A 25,715-nucleotide genomic window follows, 5' to 3' on the forward strand; every position below is an offset into this window, starting at 1 on the left:
GTCCACAGTCATTTCGTCCACAGTCATCGCTGAGTGTCATCATTCTGGACTGAAGGATAATCCCGCTTCTTTTCGTATTCAACATGGAAAATGCCTGTTTGCCGGCCCATGGCGCGCATCCGCGCCGCCGGCTACGGGGCGCGGGCTTCGAACGCCGACAGCACGGCGTGCAGGCGGGCGGCCAGGGGGGCGGCATGGGGGGGCGTCATCATGGTCAGATGGTTGCCCGGCACCGGCTCCAGCACCGGGGCGCCGGCGCTGAAATTCCCCCAGCCCCAGAGCGGATCGCCGCGCAGCGCCGCGGGCATCCCGGACAGGAAATCCTCCAGCGCCTCCTCCGCCCTGAACAGGGCGATGGGGGCCTTGACGTCCGCGGGCGGCTGATAGGCGATGCGGGCCTGCGCCCGGTACACCTCGGCGAAGCCGCGGATCTCGGCGGTGTCTGTCCCGGCCTGCACCGCGCCCATGGCCTCCATGGCGCGGGTGAGGGCCGTCACCTGCTCGTCCCACGACCGGCCCGCCACGTCGCCGTCGGTCAGCCCGTGGGGCTTGCCGAACATGGCCGACAGGATGTCGGCGATGGTCAGGATCCACCGCGCGTTGTCCCAGTCCTCCATCACCGAACGGTCCCGCGCGCCGGGCACGCCGGTGTCGAGCACCGCCACCCCCGCCACCGTCTCCCCGGCGGCCAGCAACTGGCGGGCCATTTCGAAGGCGACCCAGCTTCCGAACGAATGCCCGCCCAGCAGATAGGGGCCGTGGGGCTGCACCGTCTTCAGCGCCGCCACGTTCTGGGCGGCGATGTCCTCGATCCGCTCCAGCGGCGGGGCGGCACCGTCCAGCCCGGCAGCCTGCAGCCCGTAGAAGGGGCGACCGTGCGCCTTCAGTTCCAAGGCCAGGGCGCGCAGGTAGAGCACCGTCCCGCCCGTGCCCGGCACGCAGAAAAACGGCGCCGCCGCCCCCTCCGTCTGGATCGGCACCAGGGGGGAGAAGGCGGTGGCCGGCCCGCCCAGCGCCTGGGCCAGTTCGCGGATGGTCGGCTGGGCCAGCAGCACCGTCAGGGGAAGCTGGGTGCCGAAGCTCTCCTTCACCATGGTCATGTGGCGGATCGCCAGCAGGGAATCGCCGCCCAGATCGAAGAAGTTGTCGTGGACGCCCACGGTGGTGAAGCCGAACAACTCCTGCCACAGCGCCACCAGCCGGGATTCGGCCGCGGTGGCCGGGGCGGCGTAGGTGGTGGCCAGGGCCGGGCGCTCGTGCTGGATCTCGGACCGGACAGCCGCCGGCTGCACCGGCACGGGGGCAGTGGTGCGCCGGACCCATTGGTCATAGCGCGCCCGGATGTCGCCGGTGGACAGGATCACCCGGCCCACCGGAACATGGGCCACCACCCGCGCCAGCGCCTCCAGCGATTCCGCCGGCGTCATGGTGAAGACGGGGCCGGAGTCCGGCGGCCCGTCGAACCGCCAGCCGTCGCACCCCACGCTCAGCCAGCGGGTGCCGCCGTCCTGCTGTGCCTGCCGGGTGACGAAGGCGTCGGCGAAGGCGTTGGCCGCGGCATAGGCGGCAAAGCCGTACCCGCCCAGCACAGCGGAGGTGGAGGAGATCACCAGACAGAAATCCACGTCCCGCCCGTCCAGCACCCGTTCCAGCACGCGCAGGCCGTGGACCTTGGGCGCGAACTGCGCCGCCGTTTCCGCCGCCCCCACCGTGGCGATGGTGGCGAGGTAGGAGGCGTCGTTGAGCCGCCCGGCGGCGTGGATCACCCCATGCACGGGGCCGAAGCGTTCCTCGGCCAGATCGAAGGCGGCGCGCAGGGCCGCCTCGTCCGCCACGTCGGCCCGGATTGTCAGCACCGCGGCCCCCAGCGCCTCCATCTCCCGCACCTGGCGGATGATGGCGGCGGCGGGTCCGCCCGCCGGCTGGCGGTCCCACTCCTCCCGCGCGGGGAAGGGGGACGATCCCACCAGCACCAGCCGCGCCCGCACGGTGCCGGCCAGGAAGCGGGCCAGCATCAGCCCCACCCGGCCCAGCCCGCCGGTGATGAGATAGACCCCGCCCTCGCGCCAGCCGGTGGCGGCGGCGGGGGGCGGGTCCAGGGTCACCGCTTCGAAACCGGGCACGAAGCGGCGGTTGCCGCGGTAGGCGACCAGGGGATCGGGCGCCCCCGCCAGCAGGTCGGCCAGCAGCGCATCGGCCAGCCCGCCGGCGTGGCCGCCGGGAATGTCCAGGCAGCGGACGGTGATCGCCGGCACCTCCTGCGGCAGCACCAGACAGGGGCCGAGCAGCGTCGCCGCGTCCGGGTCCACCGTGTCGCCGCCGCCCACGTCGTGCAGGTGGCGGGCGATGACCGCGATGGTCAGCATCTCCCCCGCCCGCCGCCCGGCCAGCGCGCGGCCCAGCAGCAGCAGGCTGCCGTAACCCGCCGCCTGCACCGCGTCGAACCCGGCATCCAGGGCCACCGTCAGCGGCCAGAGGTGCAGCACCATGCGCAGCGGGCGGCCGTCCAGCGCGGTGATGAGTGCGGTGTAATCCTCCGGCACCGAGGGGCGGAGGGTGAAGGCTTCGCCGTTACGCCCGTAACGGTCGCCGGCTGCGACGGTAACGATGTCACATCCCGCCGCGGCCAGCCGCTCCACGATCCGCCGCTCCAGGGCCGAGCCGCCGCCGAACACCAGCCAGGTGCCCGGCTGGGCGGCGATGGCGGTTGCGTCCAGGCGCGGGGCCAGCGACGGCTTCCACGCCGGGAGCGTGAACCACGCGTCCAGCGGCAGCCTCTTTTGCGGATCGTGCCGGGGAATAAGGGCCTCGTGGCCGGGATCGTCGATGAAGTACCGCTGGCGGTCGAAGGCATAGCCGGGCAGGGGGATGCGCGACAGCCGGTCGCCGGCGTAGAAACCGTCCCAATCCACCGCCACGCCCGCGGCCCACAGCCGGCCCAGGCTGTCCAGCATCCCCGCCGTCTCGGTCTCCTCCTCCGGCCCCGCGGGGCGGGGGAAGGACGGCAGCACGGGGCGCCCGCCCGCCACCGGGTGGCGGCGGGTCAGGGCGGTCAGCACCGTGCCCGGCCCCACCTCCAGCGGGATGGCGGCGGGGGTGTCCAGGGCCGCGGCGATGCCGTCGGCAAAGCGCACGGCGTGGCGCAGGTGGCGCGCCCAATAGGCGGGATCGGTGGCCTGTTCCGCGGTGATCCAGGTGCCGGTCAGGTTGGACACGAACGGCACCGTGGGCGGGTTGAGCCGCACCGTGCGCAGCAGCGCCGTGAAGGGCGCCACCGCCGGGTCCATCAGCGCCGAATGGAAGGCGTGGGAGGTGCGCAGCCGCCGGCACGGGATGTCCCGCTCCGCCAGCCGCTGCGCCAGCGCCGTGACGGCTGCCTCGGGGCCGGAGACGGTGCATTCCTGCACCCCGTTGATCCCGGCCAGATCCAGATCGCCGGACAGCCACCCCGCGACCTCTTCCGCGGGGCGGGCGACGGCCAGCATGGCCCCACCCGGCAGTTCCCAGATCAGCCGCCCCCGTTCCGCCACGATGTCCAGGGCGGTGTCGAAATCGAACACCCCGGCCAGACAGGCGGCGGTGTATTCGCCCAGGCTGTGGCCGATCATGGCGCTGGGCGTGATCCCCCACGCCATCCAGGTTTGCGCCAGGGCGTATTCGGTCAGGAACAGGGCCGGCTGGGTCAGCCACGTCTGCGACAGGCGTTCGTCCGCCGCCGCGCGGGCGTCCGGGGCGGGGGAGAGCAGGGTGCGCAGGTCCAGCCCCAGCCGTTCGCGCAGCCGCTCCGCCCCGCGGTCGATCCAGGTGCGGAACACGGGTTCCGTGCGGTAAAGCTCCGCTCCCATGCCGGCGTACTGGCTGCCCTGGCCGGGGAACAGGAACACCACGCCGGGCGGGCTGGCCGGGGCCGGCGGCGCCGGGCGGGGATCGGGGGATGACAGCAGCCGCACCGCCTCGGCCCCGTCGCGGCAGACCACCGCCGCGCGGTGGGCGAAGGCCCGGCGCCCCACCGCCAGGGTATAGGCGGCGTCGGCGGGGTCGGTGTCCGGGTGCGCGTCCAGATGGGCGGCCAGGGCGGCGCGGGCACGCTCCAGCGCCGCCGGGCTGCGGGCCGACAGCAGCAGCAGGTGGCGGGCGCGGTGGGCCGACGAGGCGGTGCGGGCGGGCGCCTCCTCCACGATCACGTGGGCGTTGGTGCCGCCGATGCCGAACGAGCTGACGCCCGCCCGGCGTGGGCCGGCGCCCCCGTCCCAACCGCGCAGCCGGTCGTTGACGAAGAACGGGCTGTTGGCGAAGTCGATCTCGGGGTTGCCGCGGCGGAAATGCAGTGTCGGCGGGATCTGCCGGTGCTGGAGCGCCAGCACGGTCTTGACCAGCCCGGCCATGCCGGCGGCGGTGTCCAGATGGCCGATGTTGGTCTTCACCGCCCCCAGCGCGCAGGTCTGCACCGCGTCGGTCCCGGCCCGGAACGCGCGGGTCAGGGCCGCCACCTCGATGGGGTCGCCGAAGCGGGTGCCGGTGCCGTGGGTTTCCACGTACGAGATATCGGCGGCGGTCACCCCGGCCCGTGCCTGTGCGGTGGCGATGACCTCGGCCTGCGCCTCCACCCCCGGCGCGGTGAAGGAAACCTTCAGCGCGCCGTCGTTGTTGATGGCCGATCCCGTGATGACGGCGTGGATGGTGTCGCGGTCGGCGATGGCCGCGTCCAGCGGCTTCAGCAGCACCGCGGCCACCCCGCTGCCCCAGGTGGTGCCGTTGGCGTCGGCGTCGAACGCCCGGCAATGGCCGTCGGGCGAATGGATCATCCCCTCCTGATAGGTATAGCCCGACACCTGCGGCAGCTTGATCGCCACCGCACCGGCCAGCGCCATGTCGCATTCCCCGTCGAGCAGGCTGTTGCACGCCATGTGCAGCGCCACCAGCGAGGTGGAGCAGGCGGTCTGCACCGTCACGCTCGGCCCCCTCAGGTCCAGGGCGTACGAGGTGCGGGTGGGCAGGAAATCCTTGTCGTTGGTGAAGATCATCTGCTGCACGTCGATCGCCCGGCCGGCGAACAGGCTGGGCAGCAGATTGCGCGCCAGATACCCGGCGTGGCTGGACCCGGCGAACACCCCGATGCGGTTGCCCGCCCGGTTGCCGGCATAGCCGGCGTTCTCCAGCGTGTGCCACGCGGTTTCCAGGAACAGCCGGTGCTGGGGGTCCATCACCTCCGCTTCCGACGGGGTGACGCCGAAGAAGCCGGCGTCGAACCCCGCCACGTCCGACAGGCAGCCGTTGGCCGGCACATAGGCGGGATCGGCAATCATCTCCGGCGGCATCCCCGCCGCCAGCAGTTCTTCATCCGAGAAGAAGCGGATGGACTCGCGCCCGTCGCGCAGGTTGGCCCAGAAGGTCTCAAGGTCATCGGCACCGGGGAAGCGCCCGGATAGCCCGATGATGGCGATGGCGCGGGAACCGCGGCGGGGGGCCGCGGCGGACGCCGACACCGCGACCGCCCGGTCGTCCGCCGCCAGCCACGCGGCCAGGGTGCGGACGGTGGGGTACTGGAACAGGGTGATGAGGGGGAAGGGCCGCGCGGTTTCCCCCCGCAGCGCCTCGTGCACCTGGGTCAGCAGCAGCGAATGGCCGCCGAGGTCGAAGAAGTTGTCGTCGATGCCCACGGCGTCCAGGCGCAGCACCGTCTGCCACACCGCGGCCACCCGCGCTTCCAGCGCCGTTTGCGGTGCGGCGGGGGCGGCGCGCGGGGCCGATGCCCCTGTGTCGGGGGCCGGCAGCGCCTTGCGGTCGGCCTTGCCGTTGGGGGTCAGGGGGTAGGCGTCCATCATGACGAAGGCGGCGGGGATCATGTACGCCGGCACCGCGTCGCGCAGGAACGTGCGCAAATCCCCGGCACCGGGCGCCGGGGTGGTGGATGCCACGATATAGGCCACCAGCCGCTTGTCGCCCGGCGCATCCTCCCGCGCCAAAACGATGGCGTCGCGCACGCCGTCGTGGCGGCGCAGCGCCGTTTCGATCTCCCCCAACTCGATGCGGAAGCCGCGGATCTTCACCTGATGGTCGATGCGGCCCAGGAACTCGATGGGGCCGGCGGCCAGACGGCGCACCAGATCGCCGGTGCGGTAGAGGCGGGCGCCCGGTTCGGTGGCGAAGGGGTCGGGGACGTAGCGCTCGGCGGTCATGCCGGGCTTGTTCAGATAGCCGCGGGCCAGCCCGTCGCCGCCGATGTACAGCTCGCCCGGAACGCCGATGGGCAGGGGCCGGGCGTTCGGCCCCAGCACGTGGATCTGGGTGTTGGCGATGGGATGGCCCACCGGCTCCACCCCTTCCTCGCCCACGTCGGCGGGGGGGACTTCGGACACGGCGGACCACACGGTGGTTTCGGTCGGGCCGTAGAGGTTCCACAGCCGGACGCCCTTGCCCAGCAGCGCCCGCGACAGCGCGCGCGGCAGCGCCTCCCCCCCGCAGAGCGCGGTGAAGCCGGCGGGCGGGCGCCAGCCGGTGTCAACCAGGATGCGCCAGGTGGCGGGGGTGGCCTGCATGACGGTGACGGCACGGGCGGCGAGTGCGGCCTGAAGCGCCTGTCCGTCCAGCGTGGTTTCCCGCTCCGCCACCACCAGCCGGCCCCCGGTGATGAGCGGCAGATAGAGTTCCAGGGCGGCGATGTCGAACGAGACGGTGGTGACCGCCAGCAGCGTGTCGTGCTCGGCGAACCCTGGTTCCCGCTGCATGGACAGCAGGAAGTTCAGCAGCGCCCGGTGCTCCACCGCCACCCCCTTGGGCCGCCCGGTGGAGCCGGAGGTGTAGATCACATACGCCGTGTTGCCGGGGGCCGCCGCGCACGCCGCGGCACGGTGGGCGGGTGCGGGCGCCCAATCATCCTCCAGGCACAGGACCGGCACCGCCCCGTCGGGGAACAGGGACCGCAGGTGCCGCTGGGTGATCGCCAGCGCCGGGCGGGCGTCGTCGATGACCAGCGCCAGCCGGTCGGGCGGATAGGCGGGGTCGAGCGGGATATAGGCGCCGCCGGCCTTCAGGATCGCCAGCAGCGCGACGACCATGTCCGCCGAGCGTTCGACGCACAGGGCCACCCGCGTTTCCGGCCCCACGCCCAGGGTGCGCAGGTGCGCGGCCAGCGCGTCGGCCCGTGCGCGCAGGGCGGCGTAGGTGATGTCCTGATCGCCGAAACGGACCGCTACCCGGTGGGGCACCCGCGCCGCCGTGTCGTCGAACAGGTCGGGGACGGTGCGTTCGCGCGGGTAGTCCACGCGGGTCCGGTTGGGGGCGTGGATCACGGCGCGCCGCTCGTCGGCGTCCATCATCGCCAGATCGGGCACGGGGGCGTCGGGGGCGGCGGCCATGCCCGCCAGCAGCACCCGGTAATGGCCCATCATGCGCCCGATGGTCGCCGCGTCGAACAGGTCGGGGTTGTAGTTCCAGAACACCGCCAGATCCGCCGCCCGCTCCTGCACGGTCAGGCTCAGGTCGAATTTGGCGCTGGTTTCCTCCTGCTCCACCGGGATCAGGGTCAGGCCGGCGGCCTCGATGCGTTCGGTGGGCGCGCGCAGTTGGAACGACACCTGCACCAGCGGCGAATAGCTGAGCGCACGGGCCGGGCGCAATTCCTCCACCAACTGCTCGAAGGGCAGTTCCTGATGCTCCAGCGCCTCCATCCCCGTCAGCCGCACGCGGTCCAGCACGATGCGCACGGTGGGGTCGCCCGACAGGTCCACGCGCACCGCCAGCGTGTTGATGAACAGGCCGATCAGCCCCTCCATCTCCGTGCGGGGGCGGTTGGCGACGGGGGTGCCCACCACCACGTCGGACAGGGTGCTGTAGCGCCCCAGCAGGATGGCGAAGCCGGCCAGCAGCGTCATGTAGAGGGTGGTGCCGGCACTCTGCCCCAACTCGCGCAGGCTCCGGGTCAGGCCCGCGTCCAGCACCCCGGCCAGGCTCGCCCCGCGGTAGGTCTGGACCGGCGGGCGGGGCCGGTCGGTGGGCAGGGCCAGAACCTCGGGTATCCCGGCCAGCTTGGTGCGCCAATAGGCGATTTCGCCGGCCAGGAAAGCGCCTTGCAGGCGGTTGCGCTGCCAATGGGCGACGTCGGCGTATTGCAGCGGCAGCGGGGCCAGCGGCGACGGCTGCCCGTGGCGGAAGGCACCGTAGAGGCTGGTCAGTTCCCGCACCAGCACGTCCAGCGACCACCCGTCGGACACGATGTGGTGCATGGTCAGCAGGAACAGATGCCCGCGGGACAGCGGCACCAGCGTGGCCTGCACCAGCCGCCCGTTTTCCAGATCGAAGCAGCGCCCGGCCTCGTCCGCCACCAGCGCCGCGATGGCCGCGTCCTCATCCAGGCCCGGCGGCAGGGGCCGCAGGGTCAGGGGGCAGTCCGCCGTGTCGTGGATCACCAGCACCGGCTGGGCGCCGCGCAGGACGAAGTTGGTGCGCAGGCTTTCGTGACGGCGCACGATTTCGGCCAGCGCCCGTTCCAGCGCCGGCACGTCCAGATCCCCTTCCAGCCGCACGGCCATGGGCATGGTGTATGTGGCCGACGGCCCCTCCAGCCGGTCGAGGAACCACAGCCGCTGCTGCCCGAACGACAGCGGCAGGTCACCGCCGCGCGGGACCGGGGGGATGGCGGTCCCGGCCCCGGCTGTCAGCGCCTGCGCCCGCAGCAGAAAGGCGATGACCTCGGCCTTGCGGGCCGACAGCTCCCGCGTCAGGTCGGGGGTCAGGGTGCCCTTGGGCGCCCGGCACCGCAATTCCTCCCCCTGGACCGACAGCGCAACGCCCAGGCCGCGCAACTGGGCAAGGAAGGCGTCGATGGGGGTCACAGGCTGATCTCCTCTTCGTCGTCGCTCATGGCGGTCTCGGGCGCGCCGTGCTGCCGGGCGGCCCACAGGATGGTGTCCACATGGGCGGCAAGCTGCCGCACCGTCGGCCCTTCGAACAGGACGGGCAGGGGAACCGCCAGCCCCAGCGTCTGCTTGACGCGGGCCACCAGACGGGTGGCCAGCAGGGAGTGGCCGCCCAGCGCGAAGAAGTCGTCGTCGATGCCGACCCGCTCCTGCGACAGAACTTCGGCCATGATCGCCGCCAACTGCTCCTCCACCGGGGTGCGGGGGGCCGTCAGCTCGCGGGCCGCGGGCCGGCCGGGGGGCGGCAGGCTCCTTCGGTCCAGCTTGCCGTTGGGGGTCAGGGGGAACCGCTCCATCACCACCACGTCCGACGGGATCATGTAGGCGGGAACCCGCCCGCTGAGCCAGCCGCGCAGCGCCGCCCGGCTGGGAGTATCGCCGGCATCGGGCGACGGCTGCACGTACGCCACCAGCCGCTGGTCGTCGGCGGTGGCGCCCCACAGGGTGACCACCGCCTGCGTGACCTCCGCCCGTTCGTTCAGCACCGCCTCGATCTCGCCCAGTTCGATGCGGAAGCCGCGCAGCTTCACCTGATGGTCCATGCGCCCCAGGAACACGAGATTGCCGTCGGGACGGTGGCGCACCAGATCGCCGGTGCGGTAGACCCGCGCCCCCGGCTGGGTGGCGAAGGGATCGGGGATGAACTTCTCGGCGGTCAGGGACGGGCGGCCCAGATAGCCCATGGCAAGGCCACTGCCGCCGATCAGCAATTCGCCCGCCACCCCCATGGGCACCAGCCCGTGCCGCCGGTCGGTGACGAACAGGGTGGTGTTGGCGATGGGGCGCCCGATCGGCTCCGACGCTTCGTCATGCGTGCCGGGGGCGGCCAGGATGCGGCTGGACCAGATGGTGGTTTCGGTGGGGCCGTAGAGGTTCCACACCTCCACGCCCGTGGCGTCCATGCGGGTGGCGAGGTCGCGGGACAGCGCCTCCCCCCCGCACAGCGCGCGGCGCAGCGGCGCGCCCCGCCAGCCGGCGTCCAGCAGCAGCCGCCACGTGGCCGGGGTGGCCTGAAGCACCGTGGCCCCGCTCTCCTCCAGCCCGGCCAGCAGTTGGAAGCCGTCGGCTGCGGTCTCGCGGCTGGCCAGCACCACCCGCGCACCCACCAGCAGGGGCAGGTAGAGTTCCAGCCCGGCGATGTCGAACGAGATGGTGGTGACGGCGAACAGCACGTCGTCCGCCTCCAGCCCCGGCGCCTCGGCCATGGTGGCGAGGAAGTTGACGAGGCCGGCCTGCGTCACCTGCACGCCCTTGGGCCGCCCGGTGGACCCGGAGGTGTAGAGGACATAGGCCAGTTGCCCGGCGATCACCGGGCGCACCGGGGCGCCGGACGGATGTCCGGCCCCGGTTGCCGGGTCGTCCAGGCACAGCAGCGGTGCGGGCACCCCGTCCAGATCCGCCCTCAGGTGCGTCTGCGTCAGCACGAGGGCCGCGCTGGCGTCGGACAGCATGAAGGCGATGCGGTCGGCGGGGAAGCCGGGGTCGAGGGGGACCGACGCCGCCCCCGCCTTCTGGATGCCCAGCAGCCCCACCAGCATGTCGGGGGAGCGGTCCACGTACAGCCCCACCAGATCCCCAGGCCCGATGCCCAGGGACCGCAGGTGGTGGGCCAGCCGGTTGGCCCGCCGGTTCAGCGCGCCATAGGTGATCTGCTGATCCTCGAAGACCACCGCGGTGCGGTCCGGCGTGCGGCGCACCTGATCCTCGAACAGGTCGGGCAGGGTGCGGGCCAGTTCGGGGTTTTCCCGCACGGTGTCGTTCAGCCCGTGGACCAGCAGCCGGCGTTCGTCCGCCGTCATCAGGCAATCCGCGGCCCAGGCGCCCACCGTCTGGTCCGGTGCTTCGGCCAGACCGGACAGCAGGCTTTCCAGATGGCCCAGAATCCGCGCCGCCGCCCCGTCGTCGAAGCGGGCGCGGTCATAGGCGATCTTCAGCGGGATCTGCGTGCCCCCGGCGGCGGTCACGGTCAGGGGGATGTTGTTCTGCTCCTGCAGCCGCACGTCGGTGACCGACAGGGTGCCCGTTTCCTCCAGCGTGGAGTCCATGGGGTAGTTCTCGAACACCACCACGCTTTCGAACAGCGGGTCGCGCGGCCCCACCCCGCTCCACCCGTGGATGGCGGTGAGTGGGGTGTGGGTGTAGAGGTCGCGGGTGATCTGCGCGTCCATCAGGGCGGCGAAGAACGGCGTCACCCCCTGGTCCGCGTCGATCGCCACCCGCACGGGCAGGGTGTTGATGAACAGCCCGACCATGGAATCCACCTCCGCGATCTCCGGCGGGCGGCCCGATACGGTGGTGCCGAACACCACGTCGGCGGTCTGGCCGTAGCGGCCCAGCAGCACGGCCCACGCGCCCTGGATCACCACGCCCAGGGTCAGGCGGCGGCTCTGGGCGAAGCGGGTCAGGGCCTGGCTGGCCTCCGCGCTCAGGCTGCACCCGATCTCGCGGAAATCGGCGGCGGGTTCGGCCCCGCCGGCAGCATGATGGGCCGGGCGGTCCACCCCCAGCGGCGTCGGCGTGTCGAAGCCCGCCAGATTGGCCCGCCAGAAGGCTTCGGCCTTGCCCATGTCCTGCCGCCCCAGCCACGCGATGTAATTGCGGTAGGGGGGCGGGGTGGGCAGATCGGCGTCGCGGCCCGCGGCAAAGGTGCCGTACCAGTGCATCACCTCCCGCATCAGGATGGGCAGGCACCAGCCGTCGGTCAGCAGGTGGTGGTGGCTCCACACGAACCGCCACGACCGCTCATTCAGGCGGATCAGCGCGCAGCGCATCAGCGGGGCGGCGTCGAGCGCGAAACCGCGGGTGCGGTCGTCGCGCAGATAAGCGTCCAGCCGGCTGTCGGCGGACGGATCGTTGCTCCAGTCCAAATCCTCCCACGGCAGGTCGGCGCGCTGCAGCACCACCTGCACCGGGTCGGCGGCGATGTCGGGCAGGAACACCGTGCGCAGGCTGGGGTGACGCTCGACCACCCGCTGCCACGCGCGGCGGAAGGCATCGGCGCGCAGATCGCCCTCCAGCCGGGCGGCAAGCTGGATGACATAGGCGCCCGACTGCGGCTGATAGAGGGCGTGGAACATCATGCCCTGCTGCAGCGGCGACAGGCGGTAGACGTCCTCCACCCCCCGGCCCCAGCGGTGGAACAGCCCGTCCAGCGCCGTGTCCCCCACCGCCGCCAGCGGGAAGTCGGACGGGGTGTAGCCCCCGGCCCCGGCGGTGGCGCAATGGGCGATGATGGCGTCCAGCTCCTGCACGAAGCGCTGGGCCAGGGTTTCCACCGTGCGGCGGGTGTGGCGGTTGCGGCTGTAGGTCCAGATGAACTCCATCCGGTCACCGCGCAGCAGCCCGTTCACCTCGATCACGAAGCGGCGGTTGCCGGCGCGGCTCTGGTCGTCGCCGATGTCCTCGCGCGCTTCGCCCAGGATGATGGACCCGGCCATGTCCTGCTCGAACCGGCCCAGATAGTTGAAGCTGACCTCGGGTTCGGTGGCGCACTCCAGGGCGGCGCGCACCGCCGGATCGGGGCTGAGGTAGCGCAGAATCCCATAGCCGATGCCCTGGTTGGGCACGGCGCGCAGGGTTTCCTTGATCCGCTTCAGCGCGGTGCCGGCATCGTCGCCGGCGCTGGCCGACAGGGCGATGGGATAGGCGGCGGTGAACCAGCCCACCGTGCGCGTCAGGTCCACGTCATCGAACAGCGGCTCGCGCCCGTGCCCCTCCAGCACGATGCGCAGGCTGGCATCGCCGGTCCAGTCGGCAAAGGCGCGCACCAGCGCCGTCAGCAGCACGTCGTTGATCTGGGTGCGGTAGACGCGCGGGGTCTGTTGCAACAGCGCCTGCGTCGAGGCTGCGGCGAGCGCCACCGTCACATGCTCGGCGGATGCCGTTGTGTTGGCGGGGGGGGTGTTCGCGGAATCGGCCTCCGCCATGTCCACCGGCAGCGGCACGCCGGGGGCCGTCACCTGATCCCGCCAGAACGGCAGTTCGGCCAGTGCCGGTTCCCCGGCGGCGTACGCGGCCAGCCGCTGGGACCAATAGGGAAAGGCGGTGGTCTTGGCGGCCAGTTCCACCGGCTGGCCCTGGCGCAGCGCGTGGAGCGCGGTGGCAAGGTCGCTCAGCAGGATGCGCAGCGACACCCCGTCCACCACGAAATGATGGATCGCCAGCAGCAGCCGGTCGGCCCCGCCACCCATGCGGAACAGGGCGGCGCGGATCAGCGGCCCGCGGGTCAGGTCCAGGCTGCGCTGGAGCCGTTCAGCCTCGGCCCGCAGGACCGGCGCCTTGTCGGCGGAAGCCAGAGAGGTCAGGTCGTGGAAGGAGAAGGGGATCGCTTCCACGCTGTCGGCGATGTCGATGCGCGGCGCATCCCCCGGTTCTCCGTGGAAGCGGGCGCGCAGCATGTCGTGGTGGACCAGCAGGTGATGCACCGCGGTTTCCACGTCCTGCGGCGGCAGACCGGGTGTGACCTCCAGCAGCACCGACTGGTTGAAGTGCCACGGCTCGGGCGGCAGGCCGTCGTAGAACCACGCCAGCACCGGCGTCGCCGCCGCAGGGCCGGAGACGATGCCCTGTTCGGCGTGGACCGCCGCCTGTTCCGGCATGACGCGGGCCAGTTCGGCGATGGTCTGGTTCTGGAAAAGCTGGCGGACGCTGATGCCGAACCCGGCCCGCCCGGCGCGGTTGGCGATCTGGATGCTGAGGATGGAATCCCCGCCCAGGCTGAAGAAATTGTCGTGGATACCCACCTGCTCCAGCCCCAGCACCTCTTGCCAGATGGTGGCGAGCAGGGTTTCGGTGGGCGTGCGCGGGGCGGCATAGGCGGTTTCCCGCACGCCGAAATCGGGGGCGGGCAGGCTGCTTCGGTCCAGCTTGCCGTTGGCGGTCAGCGGGAACGACGCCAGCGCCACGAAGGCCGACGGGATCATGTAGTCCGGCAGCCGGTCGGCCAGATAGCCCCGCATCTCCCGCCCGTCGGGCACCGCGGTGCCGGTGACATAGGCCACCAGCCGCTTGGCCCCGCCCGCGCGCCCGTCGGCCACCACCACGGCGTCGGTGACGGCGGGATGGCCGGCGATGACGGCGGCGATTTCGCCCAGTTCGATGCGGAAGCCGCGGATCTTCACCTGATGATCGTCGCGGCCCAGGAACTCCAGCTCACCGCTGCGCCGCCAGCGCACGAGGTCGCCGGTGCGGTAGAGGCGGGCACCGGGCACGGGTGCGAAGGGATCGGGGACGAAGCTGGCCGCGGTCTGGGCCGGGTGGGCCAGATAGCCGCGGGTGACCTGCGGCCCGCCGATCAGCAACTCGCCCGCCACCCCCGCCGGCTGCGGGCCGAACCGCCCGTCCAGGCAATAGAGCCGGCTGTGGGGCGTGGGCCGCCCGATGGGGATCACGGTCTCGCGCGCCTGCGGGTCCACCGCGTGGACGCTGGCCCACACCGTGGCCTCGGTCGGGCCGTATTCGTTGAACAGGGCCGTGTGGGGCAGGGCCTCCCCATGGCGGGCCACCAGTTCGGGGGGCATGGCCTCGCCCCCTAGGATCACCGTGCGCAGGTCGGCCAGTTCCCCCGGCCCCGCCGCGTCCAGCAGCGGCAGGTACGACAGCGGCACCAGCACCAGATGGGACGCCCGCGCCCGCATCATATGGTCCAGCAACTGCCGCGGATCCTGCGCCAGATCGGTGGATTCCAGATGCAGCCGGCCCCCCTGGCACAAGGTCCAGAAAATGCAGCCGGTCGCCACGTCGAAGCCCAGCGGCTGGAGCAGCAGCATGGACGTCACCGGCTGCCCGGTATAGCGGGCCAGACGCGCGTGGGTCGAATGCACCAGATTGGCGTGGGAGACCTGCACCCCCTTGGGCCGCCCGGTGGAGCCGGAGGTGTAGATGATGTAGGCCAGAGCGTCGGACGGCACCGCGCGCACCGGGTTGGTGTCCGTCACACCGGGCGCGCGCAGGTCTTCCACCATGCGCACCCCCGTGCCCGCCGGCAGCGCGCCGGCCAGCGCCGGTTCACTCAGCACCAGCGTGGCCCCGGTCTGGCCGAGGATGAAGGCCAGCCGGTCGGGCGGGGTCCGCGGCACCAGCGGCACATAGGCGCCGCCGGCCTTCAGGATCGCCAGCAGGCCGACCAGCATGTCCAGCGACGGCTCCACATGCAGCCCCACCGTCACCTCCGGCCCCACGCCCAGGGCGATCAGCCGGTGGGCGGCGCGGTTGGCCAGCCGGTTCAGCGCGCCATAGGTCAGCACGCCGTCGCCGTGGACCAGCGCCGGGCGGTCGGGGGTGAGCGCTGCCTGACGCTCGAACAGCGCGTGGATGGTCCCGTCCTGCGGCGTGGGGGCCATGGTGCGGTTCCAATCCACCAGAATGGCGCGCCGCTGCGCCTCGCCCAGCAGGGGCAGGGCGGCGATGTCGGCGTCCGGGGCGGCCGCCATGGCGTCGAGGATGCGGCGGTACTGGCCGGTGAACGCGTCGATGGTGGCGTCGTCGAACAGGTCGGTGTCGTATTCGACGGTGCCGTGCAACTCCCCGCCGCGTTCCTCCAGCGACAGGGTGAGGTCGAACTTCGCCGACACCGCCGTGGGTTCCACCACCGACAGGGTGAGATCACCCATTTCCATGTCGGGCATGGGCGCGTTCTGCAGGACGAACATCACCTGGAAAATCGGGGTGTGGCTCAGGCTGCGTTCGGGCTGCAGCGTCTCCACGATCTGCTCGAACGGCACGTCCTGATGGTCATAGGCCGACAGGGCCGTGCGCCGGATGCGCTCCAGCACCGTGCGCACCGACGGCTGTCCCGACAGGTCGATGCGCAGCGGCAGGGTGTTGACGAAGAACCCCACCAGGGATTCCAGTGCTGCCTGATTGCGGTTGGCGATGGGTGACCCCACCACCAGATCGTCGGTGCGGCCCAGCCGGGCCAGCAGGATGCCGAACCCCGCCAGCAGGGTCATGAACGGCGTGGCCTCGGCGCTGCGGCCAAGCTGGTTCACCCGCGCGGTCAGGCCGGCGTCGATGACGAAGCCGTGGATGCGCCCGCGGTGGCGCCGCACCGCCGGGCGCGGACGGTCGAAGGGCAGCTCCAGCACCGCCGGCGCCCCGGCCAACTGGCCGGTCCAATAGCGCATCTGCGCCTGCAAGACCTCGCCGCTCAGCCATTGGCGCTGCCAGACGGCGTAATCGGCGTACTGCACCGGCAGGGCGGGCAGCGGGCTGGGCTGCCCGGCGCTGAAGGCACGGTAGAGGGCGGCCATCTCCTGGAAGATCAGGCCGATGGACCACTGGTCGGAGATGATGTGGTGCAGGGTGACGGCGAAGACATGCTCACCCGGCGCCAGCCGCAGCAGGACGGCGCGGAACAGCGTGTCGCGCGCCAGATCGAACGGGCGCTCGCTTTCACTGGCCAGCCGCTGGCGCAACTCCAGATCCCGCGCGTGCGGCGGCAGCGCGTCCAGCGCCACCGTGCGCAGGGCATAGGGCACCGGGTCGGCCACCGCCTGCACCGGGCTGCCGCCCCGTTCGGGGAAGCTGGTGCGCAGGGCGTCGTGCCGCCGGGCGATCTCCCCGACCACCCGTTCCAGCGCGTCCACGTCCAGCGGCCCGGTGATGCGGATGGCGCCCGCGATGTGGTAGGCGAGGCTCTGCCCCTCCAGCCGGTCGAGGAACCACAGGCGCTGCTGGGAGAAGGACAGGGGTGCCGAATCCCGCTCCGCCGCGCTCAGCGCCACGATGGGCGGCAGCACCACGTCGGCGCGGGTGTCGGTGCCGCCCAGCCGTTCGGCCAGCAACCGCACGGTCGGGGTGTCGAACAGCGCCTTGATCGGCAATTCCACCGCCCACGCCTCGCGGATGCGGGAAATCACCTGAATGGCGAGCAGGGAGTGGCCGCCCAGATGGAAGAAATTGTCGGTGGCCCCCACCCGCTCCACGCCCAGCACGGCGGCCCAGATGGCGGCCAGCTTTTCCTCGTCCGGGGTGCGGGGGGCCTCGTACTTGCCCTCCACATCCAGGCCCGCCGGGACGGGCAGCGCCCGCCGGTCGATCTTGCCGTTCGGCGTCAGCGGCAGCCGGTCCAGGCACACGATGGCCGAGGGCACCATGTAGTCGGGCAGCCGTTCGGCCATGCGCCGGCGCAGGTCGGCCACCAGCGCGCGCACCCGCCCGCCGCGCACGGGATCGTTGGCCAGCGGCGCATCGGTGGCACCGTCCGCCGGGGTGAGCGGGATGCCGATGCCGTCGTCCGGGCCGGTGCCGCGGGACAGCACCGCGTCGAACCGCCCCGATCCCGGCTGGCCGCCCGGCCAGCCGCACGACACGCGCAGGCCCAGATCACGGCCCAGTTCCCACACCTGTTCCGGCGTGACGCCGCCGGCCGGATGCTCGTCCAGATGCCGGCGCATAGCCTCCACGGATGCGGGGCCGGCGGGATCGGCCAGCCACGCCAGCACCCGGCGGTCGTCGTCCACCCGGCGGTTGCGCAGGTTGCGGATGGTCACCGGCCCCGTCTGGGCCGCCTGTGCCACCGCGGCGCGGATCTCGTCCCACGCCGGGCCGTGGCCGGCGTCGATGACGGTGCCGGCGTCCGCTGCGGGCACCCCCGGCCCGACGCGCAGAACCACGTCGTAGCGGAACCGGGTCATCTCGTTGAGGGCCGCACCGCGCTTCAGTTGCAGCAGCACGCGGCTGATGCGGGGGAAGCGGGCGGGCAGGGCGGCGAACAGCGCCGGGTCGAACAGCAATTCCTCTTCATGCTCGGCCTGTCCGGCCACGCGGCGGCGCAGATCGTCGGGCGTGCAGGAATCCTCCGCCTGATGGAACTGCACCGACGCGTGCTGAAGCTCCAGCAGCGGCAGGGCGCGCAGATCACCTAAGAAGATGGAACCGCCGTCGGCCACCGCCGCCACCGCCGCGTCCAGCACGTCGAGGAAATAGTCCAGGCCGGGGAAATACTGGGAGACGGAGTTGACCACCACCGTGTCGAAGCAGCGGTGGTGCCCCTCCCCCACCTCCCGCGCCTGACGGCGCAGCAGCCGGACCTGGGTCAGACCGCGCGCCGTCACCCGCGCGCTCAGCGTTTCAAGGACGGAGGCGGAGAAGTCCACGCCCACGTATTCCGCCACGTGCGGCGCCACGCGGGTCAGCAGCAGGCCGGTGCCGCAGCCGATTTCCAGCACCCGCGACGGCTTGAGGTCGAGGATGCGGGCGACGGTGTGATCCACCCATTCCCGCATCTCGTCCCGCGGGATCGGCTGGCCGGTGTAGCTGCTGAGCCAGCCGCTGAGGTCGAAATCATCGGCCTCGGCCAGATCCCCGGTGCGGTAGTTCTCGTCCCACACCGCCTGCCATTTCTCGATCTGCGCCGTTTCCGGCGCCTGCTCGGCGGGGGGCTGCCAGTCGGGGTCGGCCTCCACATAGGCGACAAGCTGCTGACGGTTCGGCTGGTCCTCGCGGCAGACCACGACGCCGGTGCGCACGCCGGGGTGGCGGTCCAGCACCGCTTCGATCTCGCCCAGTTCGATGCGGAAGCCGCGGATCTTCACCTGATGGTCCAGCCGGCCCAGGAAGCCGATGCGCCCGTCCGGCAGATAGCGGGTGAGGTCGCCGGTGCGGTAGGCGCGCGCCCCCGGCTGGCCTGCGAAGGCGTCGGGCAGGAAGCGTTCCGCCGTCATCGCCGGCTGGTTGCGGTAGCCGCGGGCCAGCCCGATGCCGCCGATCAGCAATTCACCGGGGAAACCGGGGGGTACCAGATCGGTGCCGTCGTCGGCGATGTAGACGCGGGTGTTGCCGATGGGGTGGCCGATGGGTTCCTTGGCATCCTCCGCCGTGCCCTCGGCCTGATGCACCTGGGACACCGTGGACCAGATGGTGGTCTCGGTCGGGCCGTAGAGGTTCCACAGCTCGGCACCCGTGGCGAGCAGCCGTTCGGCCAGATCGCCCGACAGCGCTTCACCGCCGCAGAACAGCCGGCGTGGCAGTGGCCCGCGCCAGTCCGCCGCCAGCAGCAGCCGCCACGTGGCCGGGGTCGCCTGAAGGATGGTGGGGGCCGTTTCCTCCACCAGCCGGCGCAGGGCGAAGCCGTCGGCGGCGGCATCCCGCGACACCAGTTCGATCCGCCCGCCGGTGATCAGCGGCAGATAGAGTTCCAGCCCGGCGATGTCGAACGAGATGGTGGTGACCGCCAGGAACACGTCGTGTTCGGTGATCCCCGGCTCCTCCCCCATGGTCAGCAGGAAGTTGGCGAGCGCCGCGTGGCCGATCTGCACCCCCTTGGGCGTGCCGGTCGAGCCGGAGGTGTAGATGACATAGGCCAGGCTGTCGGGATGGACGGTCACCGGCGGGCGGGGCGGGGCGGCGGCCACCGCGTCCCACTCCCGCTCCAGGCACAGGCGGGGCAGGGTGGGGGCGAAGGCCACGTCCCCGGTGCTCCGCCCGGTCAGCAGCAGCGTCATCCCGGAATGGGTGGCCATGTGGGCCAGCCGTTCGTCGGGGAAGGCGGGGTCGAGGGGGACATAGGCGGCCCCGGCCTTCAGAATGCCCAGCAGCGCCACCACCATGGTGACCGAACGGTCCAGGCACACGCCGATCAGGCTTTCCGGCCCGGCGCCGCGGCTGTGCAGATACCGGGCAAGCTGCTCCGCCCGCCGGTTCAGCGCGCCATAGGACAGGGCGTGGCCGCCGTGGGACACGGCGATGCGCTCAGGCGTGCGCGCCGCCTGCCGCACGAACAGATCGGGCAGGGTCTGCGTGCCGGGATAGGGGCGTTCGGTGGCGTTGCGGTCCGCCAGCACCAGCCGCCGTTCCGCCGCGTCCATCAGGTCCAGCCGCGCCACGGGCGTGTCGGGGGCCGCCGCCAGCCCGTGCAGCAGGGCGGCGTAGCGGCGCACGAAGGCGGCGATGGTAGGTTCGTCGAACAGATCGGTGTTGTATTCCAGCTCGCCCGACAGGCCGTGGGCGGTTTCCTCCAGCTTCAGCGTCAGGTCGAACATGGACCCGGCGGTGTCCTGGGGGATCATGGTCATGCGCAGATCCCCGATCCGCACCCCCTCGGTCCGCGTGTTCTGGTTCTGCAGGATGAACATGCTCTGGAACAGCGGCGAGAAGCTCAGGTTGCGCTCGGGCTGCACCGCCTCCACCAGCCGTTCGAACGGCACGTCCTGATGGCGGAAGGCGTCCAGGCAGGTCTGACGCACCTGGGCCAGCAGGCCGCGGCCCGTCAGCCCGCCGGCCAGATCCACCCGCATCACCAGCGTGTTGACGAAGAAGCCGATCAGCCCCTCCACCTCCTCCGTCCGGCGGTTGGCGATGGGGGAGCCGACGGCCACCGTGTTCTGTCCGCTGTAGCGGGCCAGCAGCGCGCCGAACCCGGCCAGCAGCGTCATGAACAGGGTCGCCCCCGCCCCCTGGCCCAGCGCCTTCAGCCGGTCGAGCAGGTCCGCGGGCAGGGTGAAGTAATGGGTGCGCCCGGCGAACGTCTGCACCGGCGGGCGCGGACGGTCGGTGGGCAGGGTCAGCAGTGCCGGGATGCCGTCCAGCGTTTTGCGCCAATAGGAAAGCTGCCCGTCCAGCCGCTCCCTGCTCAGCCAGTCCCGTTGCCAGCAGGCGTAATCGGCGTACTGGATCGGCAGGGGCGGCAGCGGCGACGGCGCCTTGCGGGCAAAGGCGGTGTAAAGCTCCATCACTTCGCGCAGCAGCACGTTGCCGATGGACCAGCCGTCGGACACGATGTGGTGGATGTTGATCAGCAGCGTGTGGCAGTCGGGCGCCGTGCGCACCAGCGTCACCCGCAGCAACAGGTCTTCGGACAGGTGGAAGGGCCGCCGCGCTTCCCGCGCCGCGAGATCCAGCAGCGCCGTTTCCCGCTCCGCCGCCGGCAGCGGCTGGAGATCCACCACCGGCAGGGTCACGTCCACCGCGTCGTGGATGACCTGCACCGGCTGGCCGCCGTGCAGGACGAAGTTGGTGCGCAGCGCCTCGTGCCGGCGCACGACCTCCTGGAACACGGCCTCCAGTGCCGCCACGTCGAGCGGCCCGTCCAGCCGCACGGCGTTGGGCATGTTGTAGACCGAACTCGGCCCCTCCAACTGGTCCAGGAACCACAGCCGCTGCTGGGCATAGGACAGCGGCGGCACGCTCCCCGCCGGGCGGCGGGGGATGCGTTCCTTTTCCGGCGGTGCCGCCGCCGCACCCTGAAGCTTCTTCAGGAGTGCCTGCTTGGCGGGGGAGAGGGAGGCCAGCCGGTCGGCCAGCGCTTGGGCGTGTTCCAGTTCCCGGCTCATTTGATACCTGCGCTGCTCAGCAATTCGGCGGGGATGTCACCATCGGCGAGCAGGGCCGCCACCTCGTCCTCGGACATGCTTTCCAGACGGTCGAGCAGGGCCGCCAGATCCTCTTCCCCGCCGCCCGTGGGCCGTTTGCGGGCCAGGGATTCCGCCAGTTGGGCGACGGTCGGCGTGGCGAACAGGGCGTCAAGCTCCACATCCACCCCGAACAGCCGCCGCAGCCGCGACACCAATTGCGCCGCGATCAGCGAATGGCCGCCGAGGTCGAAGAAATTGTCGTTGATGCCGATGCTCTCGATCCCCAGCACCTCTTGCCACAGGGCGGCCACCGCCGCCTCGTCCTCGGTCCGGGGGGCCACATAGGGCACGAGGTCGGGGCGCTGGTGGCCCTTGGCGGGGGCGGCGTCCGTCTGTCCCTCCGCGGCGTCGGCACCCGCGCGCGGCTGGGTGCCGGCGGCCTGCCGGCGGGCGGCGGGATCGGCGGTGGCGACCACCACGCGGCCACCGGCCGGCAGGTGGGCCAGACGGGTGAAGGCGTCCGCCCCTTCCGCCGGGGTGATGGCGAAGCCGGCGCGGGCCGCCGCCGCCGCGTCCGCGGCCCACATGTCCCAATTGACCACGGTCCAGCCGCGCGCCTCGGCAAAGGTGTCGAAGGCCACGGCGGCGGCGGCGTGGGCCGCCTGTCCCAGCCCGCCGATCTCGGCGGCCAGCGACGACATGACCATGCACACCTCCACGGGCCGGGTGCGCAGCACGGCGTCCAGCGCCGCCATCGCCGCTTCCTGCTGGCCCCAATAACGGGCGCGGGTGGCGGGGTCGAGATCCCGGATGAGCCGCACGGGCCGTTCCTCGCTCATGCCGGCGGCGTGGACGACACCGGTGATGGGGCCGAGGGCATCCTCGATCCGGCGGAACGCCGCCTCCAGCGACGGCGCGTCATAGGCCGGCACGCGGATCACCAGCGCGTCGCCGGTGCCGCCCGCCGGTTCATCCGTCCCGTCGGTGTCGATCAGGGCCAGACGCACCGGCGCCAGCGCCCGGATCTGCTGCGCCAGCCCCAGCCCGATGGCGCTCAGACCCCCGGTGACGGCACAGACGCCGCCGGCACGGAACACCGGCTCCCCGCCGTCACGGTTGAGCCGCACGGGCGTGGGGGCATAGACCCAGCGCCGCCCGCCGCGCAGGGCAACGATCCGCTCCTCCGCCGGGGCATCCAGTTCGCGCACCAGCCGCCGGGCCAGGGCCGCCGCCGGATCGGCGGGGGCAACGTCGATGGCGCGGCAGCGGATGGCGGGGTGTTCCCACGGGATGGTGGCGGTCAGGCCCAGCAGGGCGGCCTTGGCCGGGTCGGCGGCGGCCTCCCCATCCAGGCCGCGCAGGCGGTCGGCGACGATGGTCAGGTCCACCGGCTCGTCCAGCGCCAGCCACGCCAGCGCCTGCACCAGCGCCAGGGCCGGGGCGGTGTGGCGGGCGATGGCGGGGGCACCCTCGGCCACCCCCTCCCCGGTCAGGCCCCAGAGATGGACGATCCGGCGGGGCAGGGCGCCGTCGGTCAGCAACTCATCGAACAGGGCGGTGAAATCGTCCGTCTGCGCCGGGTCGATGGTGTAGGCGGTGCCGCTGTCCTTGGCGAAGGCGGCACCGGCCCGCACCGTCACCACCGGGCGGTCCAGCCGCGCCAGTTCATCGGCCAGTGCGGTGCCGACACCGCGGGTGTCGGTGAACACCAGGGTGGTGCCGTCCGCGTCGGTGCGCGGGGCCGGGGCCACCGCCGCCCGCCAGCCGGGCAGGTGGAACCAGTCGGCCACGTCCGTGCGCTTGCCGGCGGTCACCGGGGCGGCGGCGGTGCGCTTGCCCGGTGCCACCCAATAGCTTTGCCGCTGGAACGGGTATGTGGGCAGCGGCACCCGGCGGCGGCGCTCGTCGCGGTAGAACCCGCTCCAATCCGGGGCCACGCCGCGCTTCCACAGTTCGGCCACCGCGTGCAGCAGGGTTTCCAGCGCGCCCCGGCTTTCCTTGGGCTGGGGCAGGGTCGGGAAACAGGCCGCCGCACCGCCGGCCCGTGCGGCGAAGGTGCTGAGCGTGCGGCCCGGCCCCACCTCCACCAGCGGCACCGGCATCCGTTCCAGCAGCCGGGCCAGACCGTCGGCGAAGCGCACCGGCTGGCGCAGGTGGTTCGCCCAGTATTCGGGCCGGGTGGCCTCCGCCTCGGTGATCCAGGTGCCGGTCAGGTTGGAGAGATAGGGGATGCGCGGCGCGCTGAAGCGCACCCGCCTCAGCAGCGCCAGGAACGGTTCCACCGCCGGCTCCATCATCGCCGAGTGGAAGGCGTGGGAGGTGTGCAGGCGGGTGCAGGCCACCCCCTCGGCGTCCAGCAGCACCTGGAAGGCGGCCACCGCGGCCTCCGGCCCGGCGACGACGCACAGGCCGGGGGCGTTGACCGCCGCCAGCTCCACCCCGTTGCCCAGCCGCGGGCGCAGGGCGTCTTCGGCCAGGGGCACGGCCAGCATCGCCCCCGGCGCCATGGACTGCATCAGCCGCCCGCGCGCCGCGATCAGCGACAGCGCGTCCGCCAGGGAGAAGACGCCGGCCAGACAGGCGGCGACGTATTCGCCCAGGCTGTGGCCGATCATGGCGCTGGGCGTCAGCCCCCAGCTCATCAGCAGGCGGGCCAGGGCGTATTCGACGGCGAACAGCACCGGCTGGGTGACGGCGGTCTGCGCCAGGGTGCGCCCCGCCGCCTCCGCCGCACCGTCCGCGGGGAACAGCAGGGTGCGGATGTCGAGGCCCAGGTCGGCCTGCAGATGGCGGGCGCAGGTGTCGATCTCGTCCCGGAACACCGGCTCGCTGCGGTAGAGATCCCGCGCCATGCCGGGATACTGGCTGCCCTGGCCGGGGAACAGGAAGGCCACCCCCTGGTCGCCGCGCTCGCAATAATGGGCCGGCTGGGGGCTGCGCAGTTTCTGAACCGCGTCGGCCACCCCGGTGCAGACCACGGTGCGGCGGTGGGCGAAGGGCCGGCGCCCGCGCTGGAGCGTGTGGCACACGTCGGCCAGATCGGCGCCGGGCGTTTGCTCCAGATAGGATGCCAGATCGTCGGTAACGGCCTGCAGCGCGCTGTCCGTGCGTGCCGACAGGGTGACGATCTGCACGGGGCGGGAGGGCGACCCCGGTTCCGTCAGCGGCGCTTCTTCCAGGATGGCGTGGGCGTTGGTGCCGCCGACCCCGAACGAGCTGATGCCGGCCCGGCGCGGGGTGCCCTTGCGCCGTGGCCAGGGCTGGAGCGTGTTGACGACGTAGAACGGCGTTTCCGGCAGGTTCAGCTTGGGATTGGGAGCCTGGAAATGCAGCGTGGGCGGAATCATCTCGTGCCGCAGCGCCAGCACCGTTTTAATCAGCCCGGCCAAGCCCGCGGCCTTGTCCACATGGCCGATGTTCGATTTGACCGCACCCAGGCCGCAGAAGCCGGTCTTCTGCGTGCCGGTGCGGAAGGCGCGGGTCAGGCCCGCCACCTCCACCGGGTCGCCCAGCGGGGTGGCGGTGCCGTGGGTTTCCACGTACGAAATGGTGTCGGGCGGGCAGTTGGCGACGCTCTGCGCCTCCACGATCACCGCGGCCTGCCCCTCGATGCTGGGGGCGGCGTAGCCCAGCTTCTTGGAACCGTCGTTGTTGATGGCGGTTCCCTTGATCACCGCGTGGATGGTGTCGCCGTCGGCCAGCGCGTCGGCCAGCCGCTTCAGCACCACGGCGGCCATGCCGTTGCCGTCCACCAGCCCGCTGGGGGTGGCGTCGAACGGGCGGCAATGGCCGTCGGGGGAATAGGCCGACCCCGGTTCGTGGATATGCCCGTGCTTTTGCGGCAGATGCACGGTGATGCCGCCCACCAGCGCCATGTCGGCCTGATAGGTGATCAGGCTCTGACAGGCGAAATGGGTGCTGACCAGCGACGACGAACACGCGGTGCCGATGTCCACCCCCGGCCCCTGGACGTTCAGGGCATAGGCGATGCGGGTCGGAACAAAATCCTTGTCGTTGAAGATCGACAGCTGGAACCCGCCCACCGTCTCGGCCAGACCGGGGTTGGAGAGGATGTTGAGCGGCAGATAGGTGTTCATGCCCGCACTGGTGTAGACGGCGACGCGCCCGTCGTACGCCTCGGCGTCATAGCCGGCGTGCTCCATGGCCTGCCACGCGCATTCCATCAACAGACGGTGCTGCGGGTCCATCAGTTCCGCTTCACGGGGGGAGATGCCGAAGAAGGCGGCGTCGAACTGGTCGGCGCCGTCCAGATAGCCCTTGGTGGCGATGAAATCCGGGTGGCGGATGGTCTCCAGATCCAGCCCGGCCTCCAGCAATTCGGCCTCGGTGAAGGTGGCGATGGATTCCACGCCGTCGCGCAGGTTGCGCCAGAAGGCGTCAACATCCGCCGCCCCCGGCATGCGTGCGGCCATGCCGATGATGGCAATGCTGTCCTGCTCGTCCTGCAGCAGCGCGTCGTCGTTGGTCATCTCGTCAGGCTCCC

3 protein-coding genes are annotated in these 25,715 nt (G+C 72.0%); all 3 read right to left on the reverse strand.

Going from position 1 to position 25,715, the window contains the following annotated elements; translation table 11 throughout:
- Window positions 1-131 precede the first annotated feature (131 nt).
- The 3 genes from M2352_RS20850 to M2352_RS20860 are packed head-to-tail and all read right to left on the reverse strand — an operon-like array spanning window position 132 to window position 25,701.
- On the reverse strand, window positions 132-8,834 hold the full coding sequence (locus tag M2352_RS20850; protein WP_264666454.1) for a non-ribosomal peptide synthetase/type I polyketide synthase: 8,703 nt from the start codon (window positions 8,832-8,834) through the stop codon (window positions 132-134).
- Window positions 8,831-21,190, reverse strand: a complete 12,360-nt coding sequence (locus tag M2352_RS20855; protein WP_264666455.1) for a non-ribosomal peptide synthetase — start codon at window positions 21,188-21,190, stop codon at window positions 8,831-8,833. The genes M2352_RS20850 and M2352_RS20855 overlap by 4 nt, the downstream gene beginning before the upstream one ends.
- A complete protein-coding gene (locus M2352_RS20860; protein WP_264666456.1) occupies window positions 21,187-25,701 on the reverse strand; it encodes a type I polyketide synthase in 4,515 nt (1,504 codons plus the stop codon). The genes M2352_RS20855 and M2352_RS20860 overlap by 4 nt, the downstream gene beginning before the upstream one ends.
- Between the last annotated feature and the right edge of the window lie 14 nt (window positions 25,702-25,715).

This window comes from Azospirillum fermentarium (assembly GCF_025961205.1).
Taxonomy (GTDB): domain Bacteria; phylum Pseudomonadota; class Alphaproteobacteria; order Azospirillales; family Azospirillaceae; genus Azospirillum; species Azospirillum fermentarium.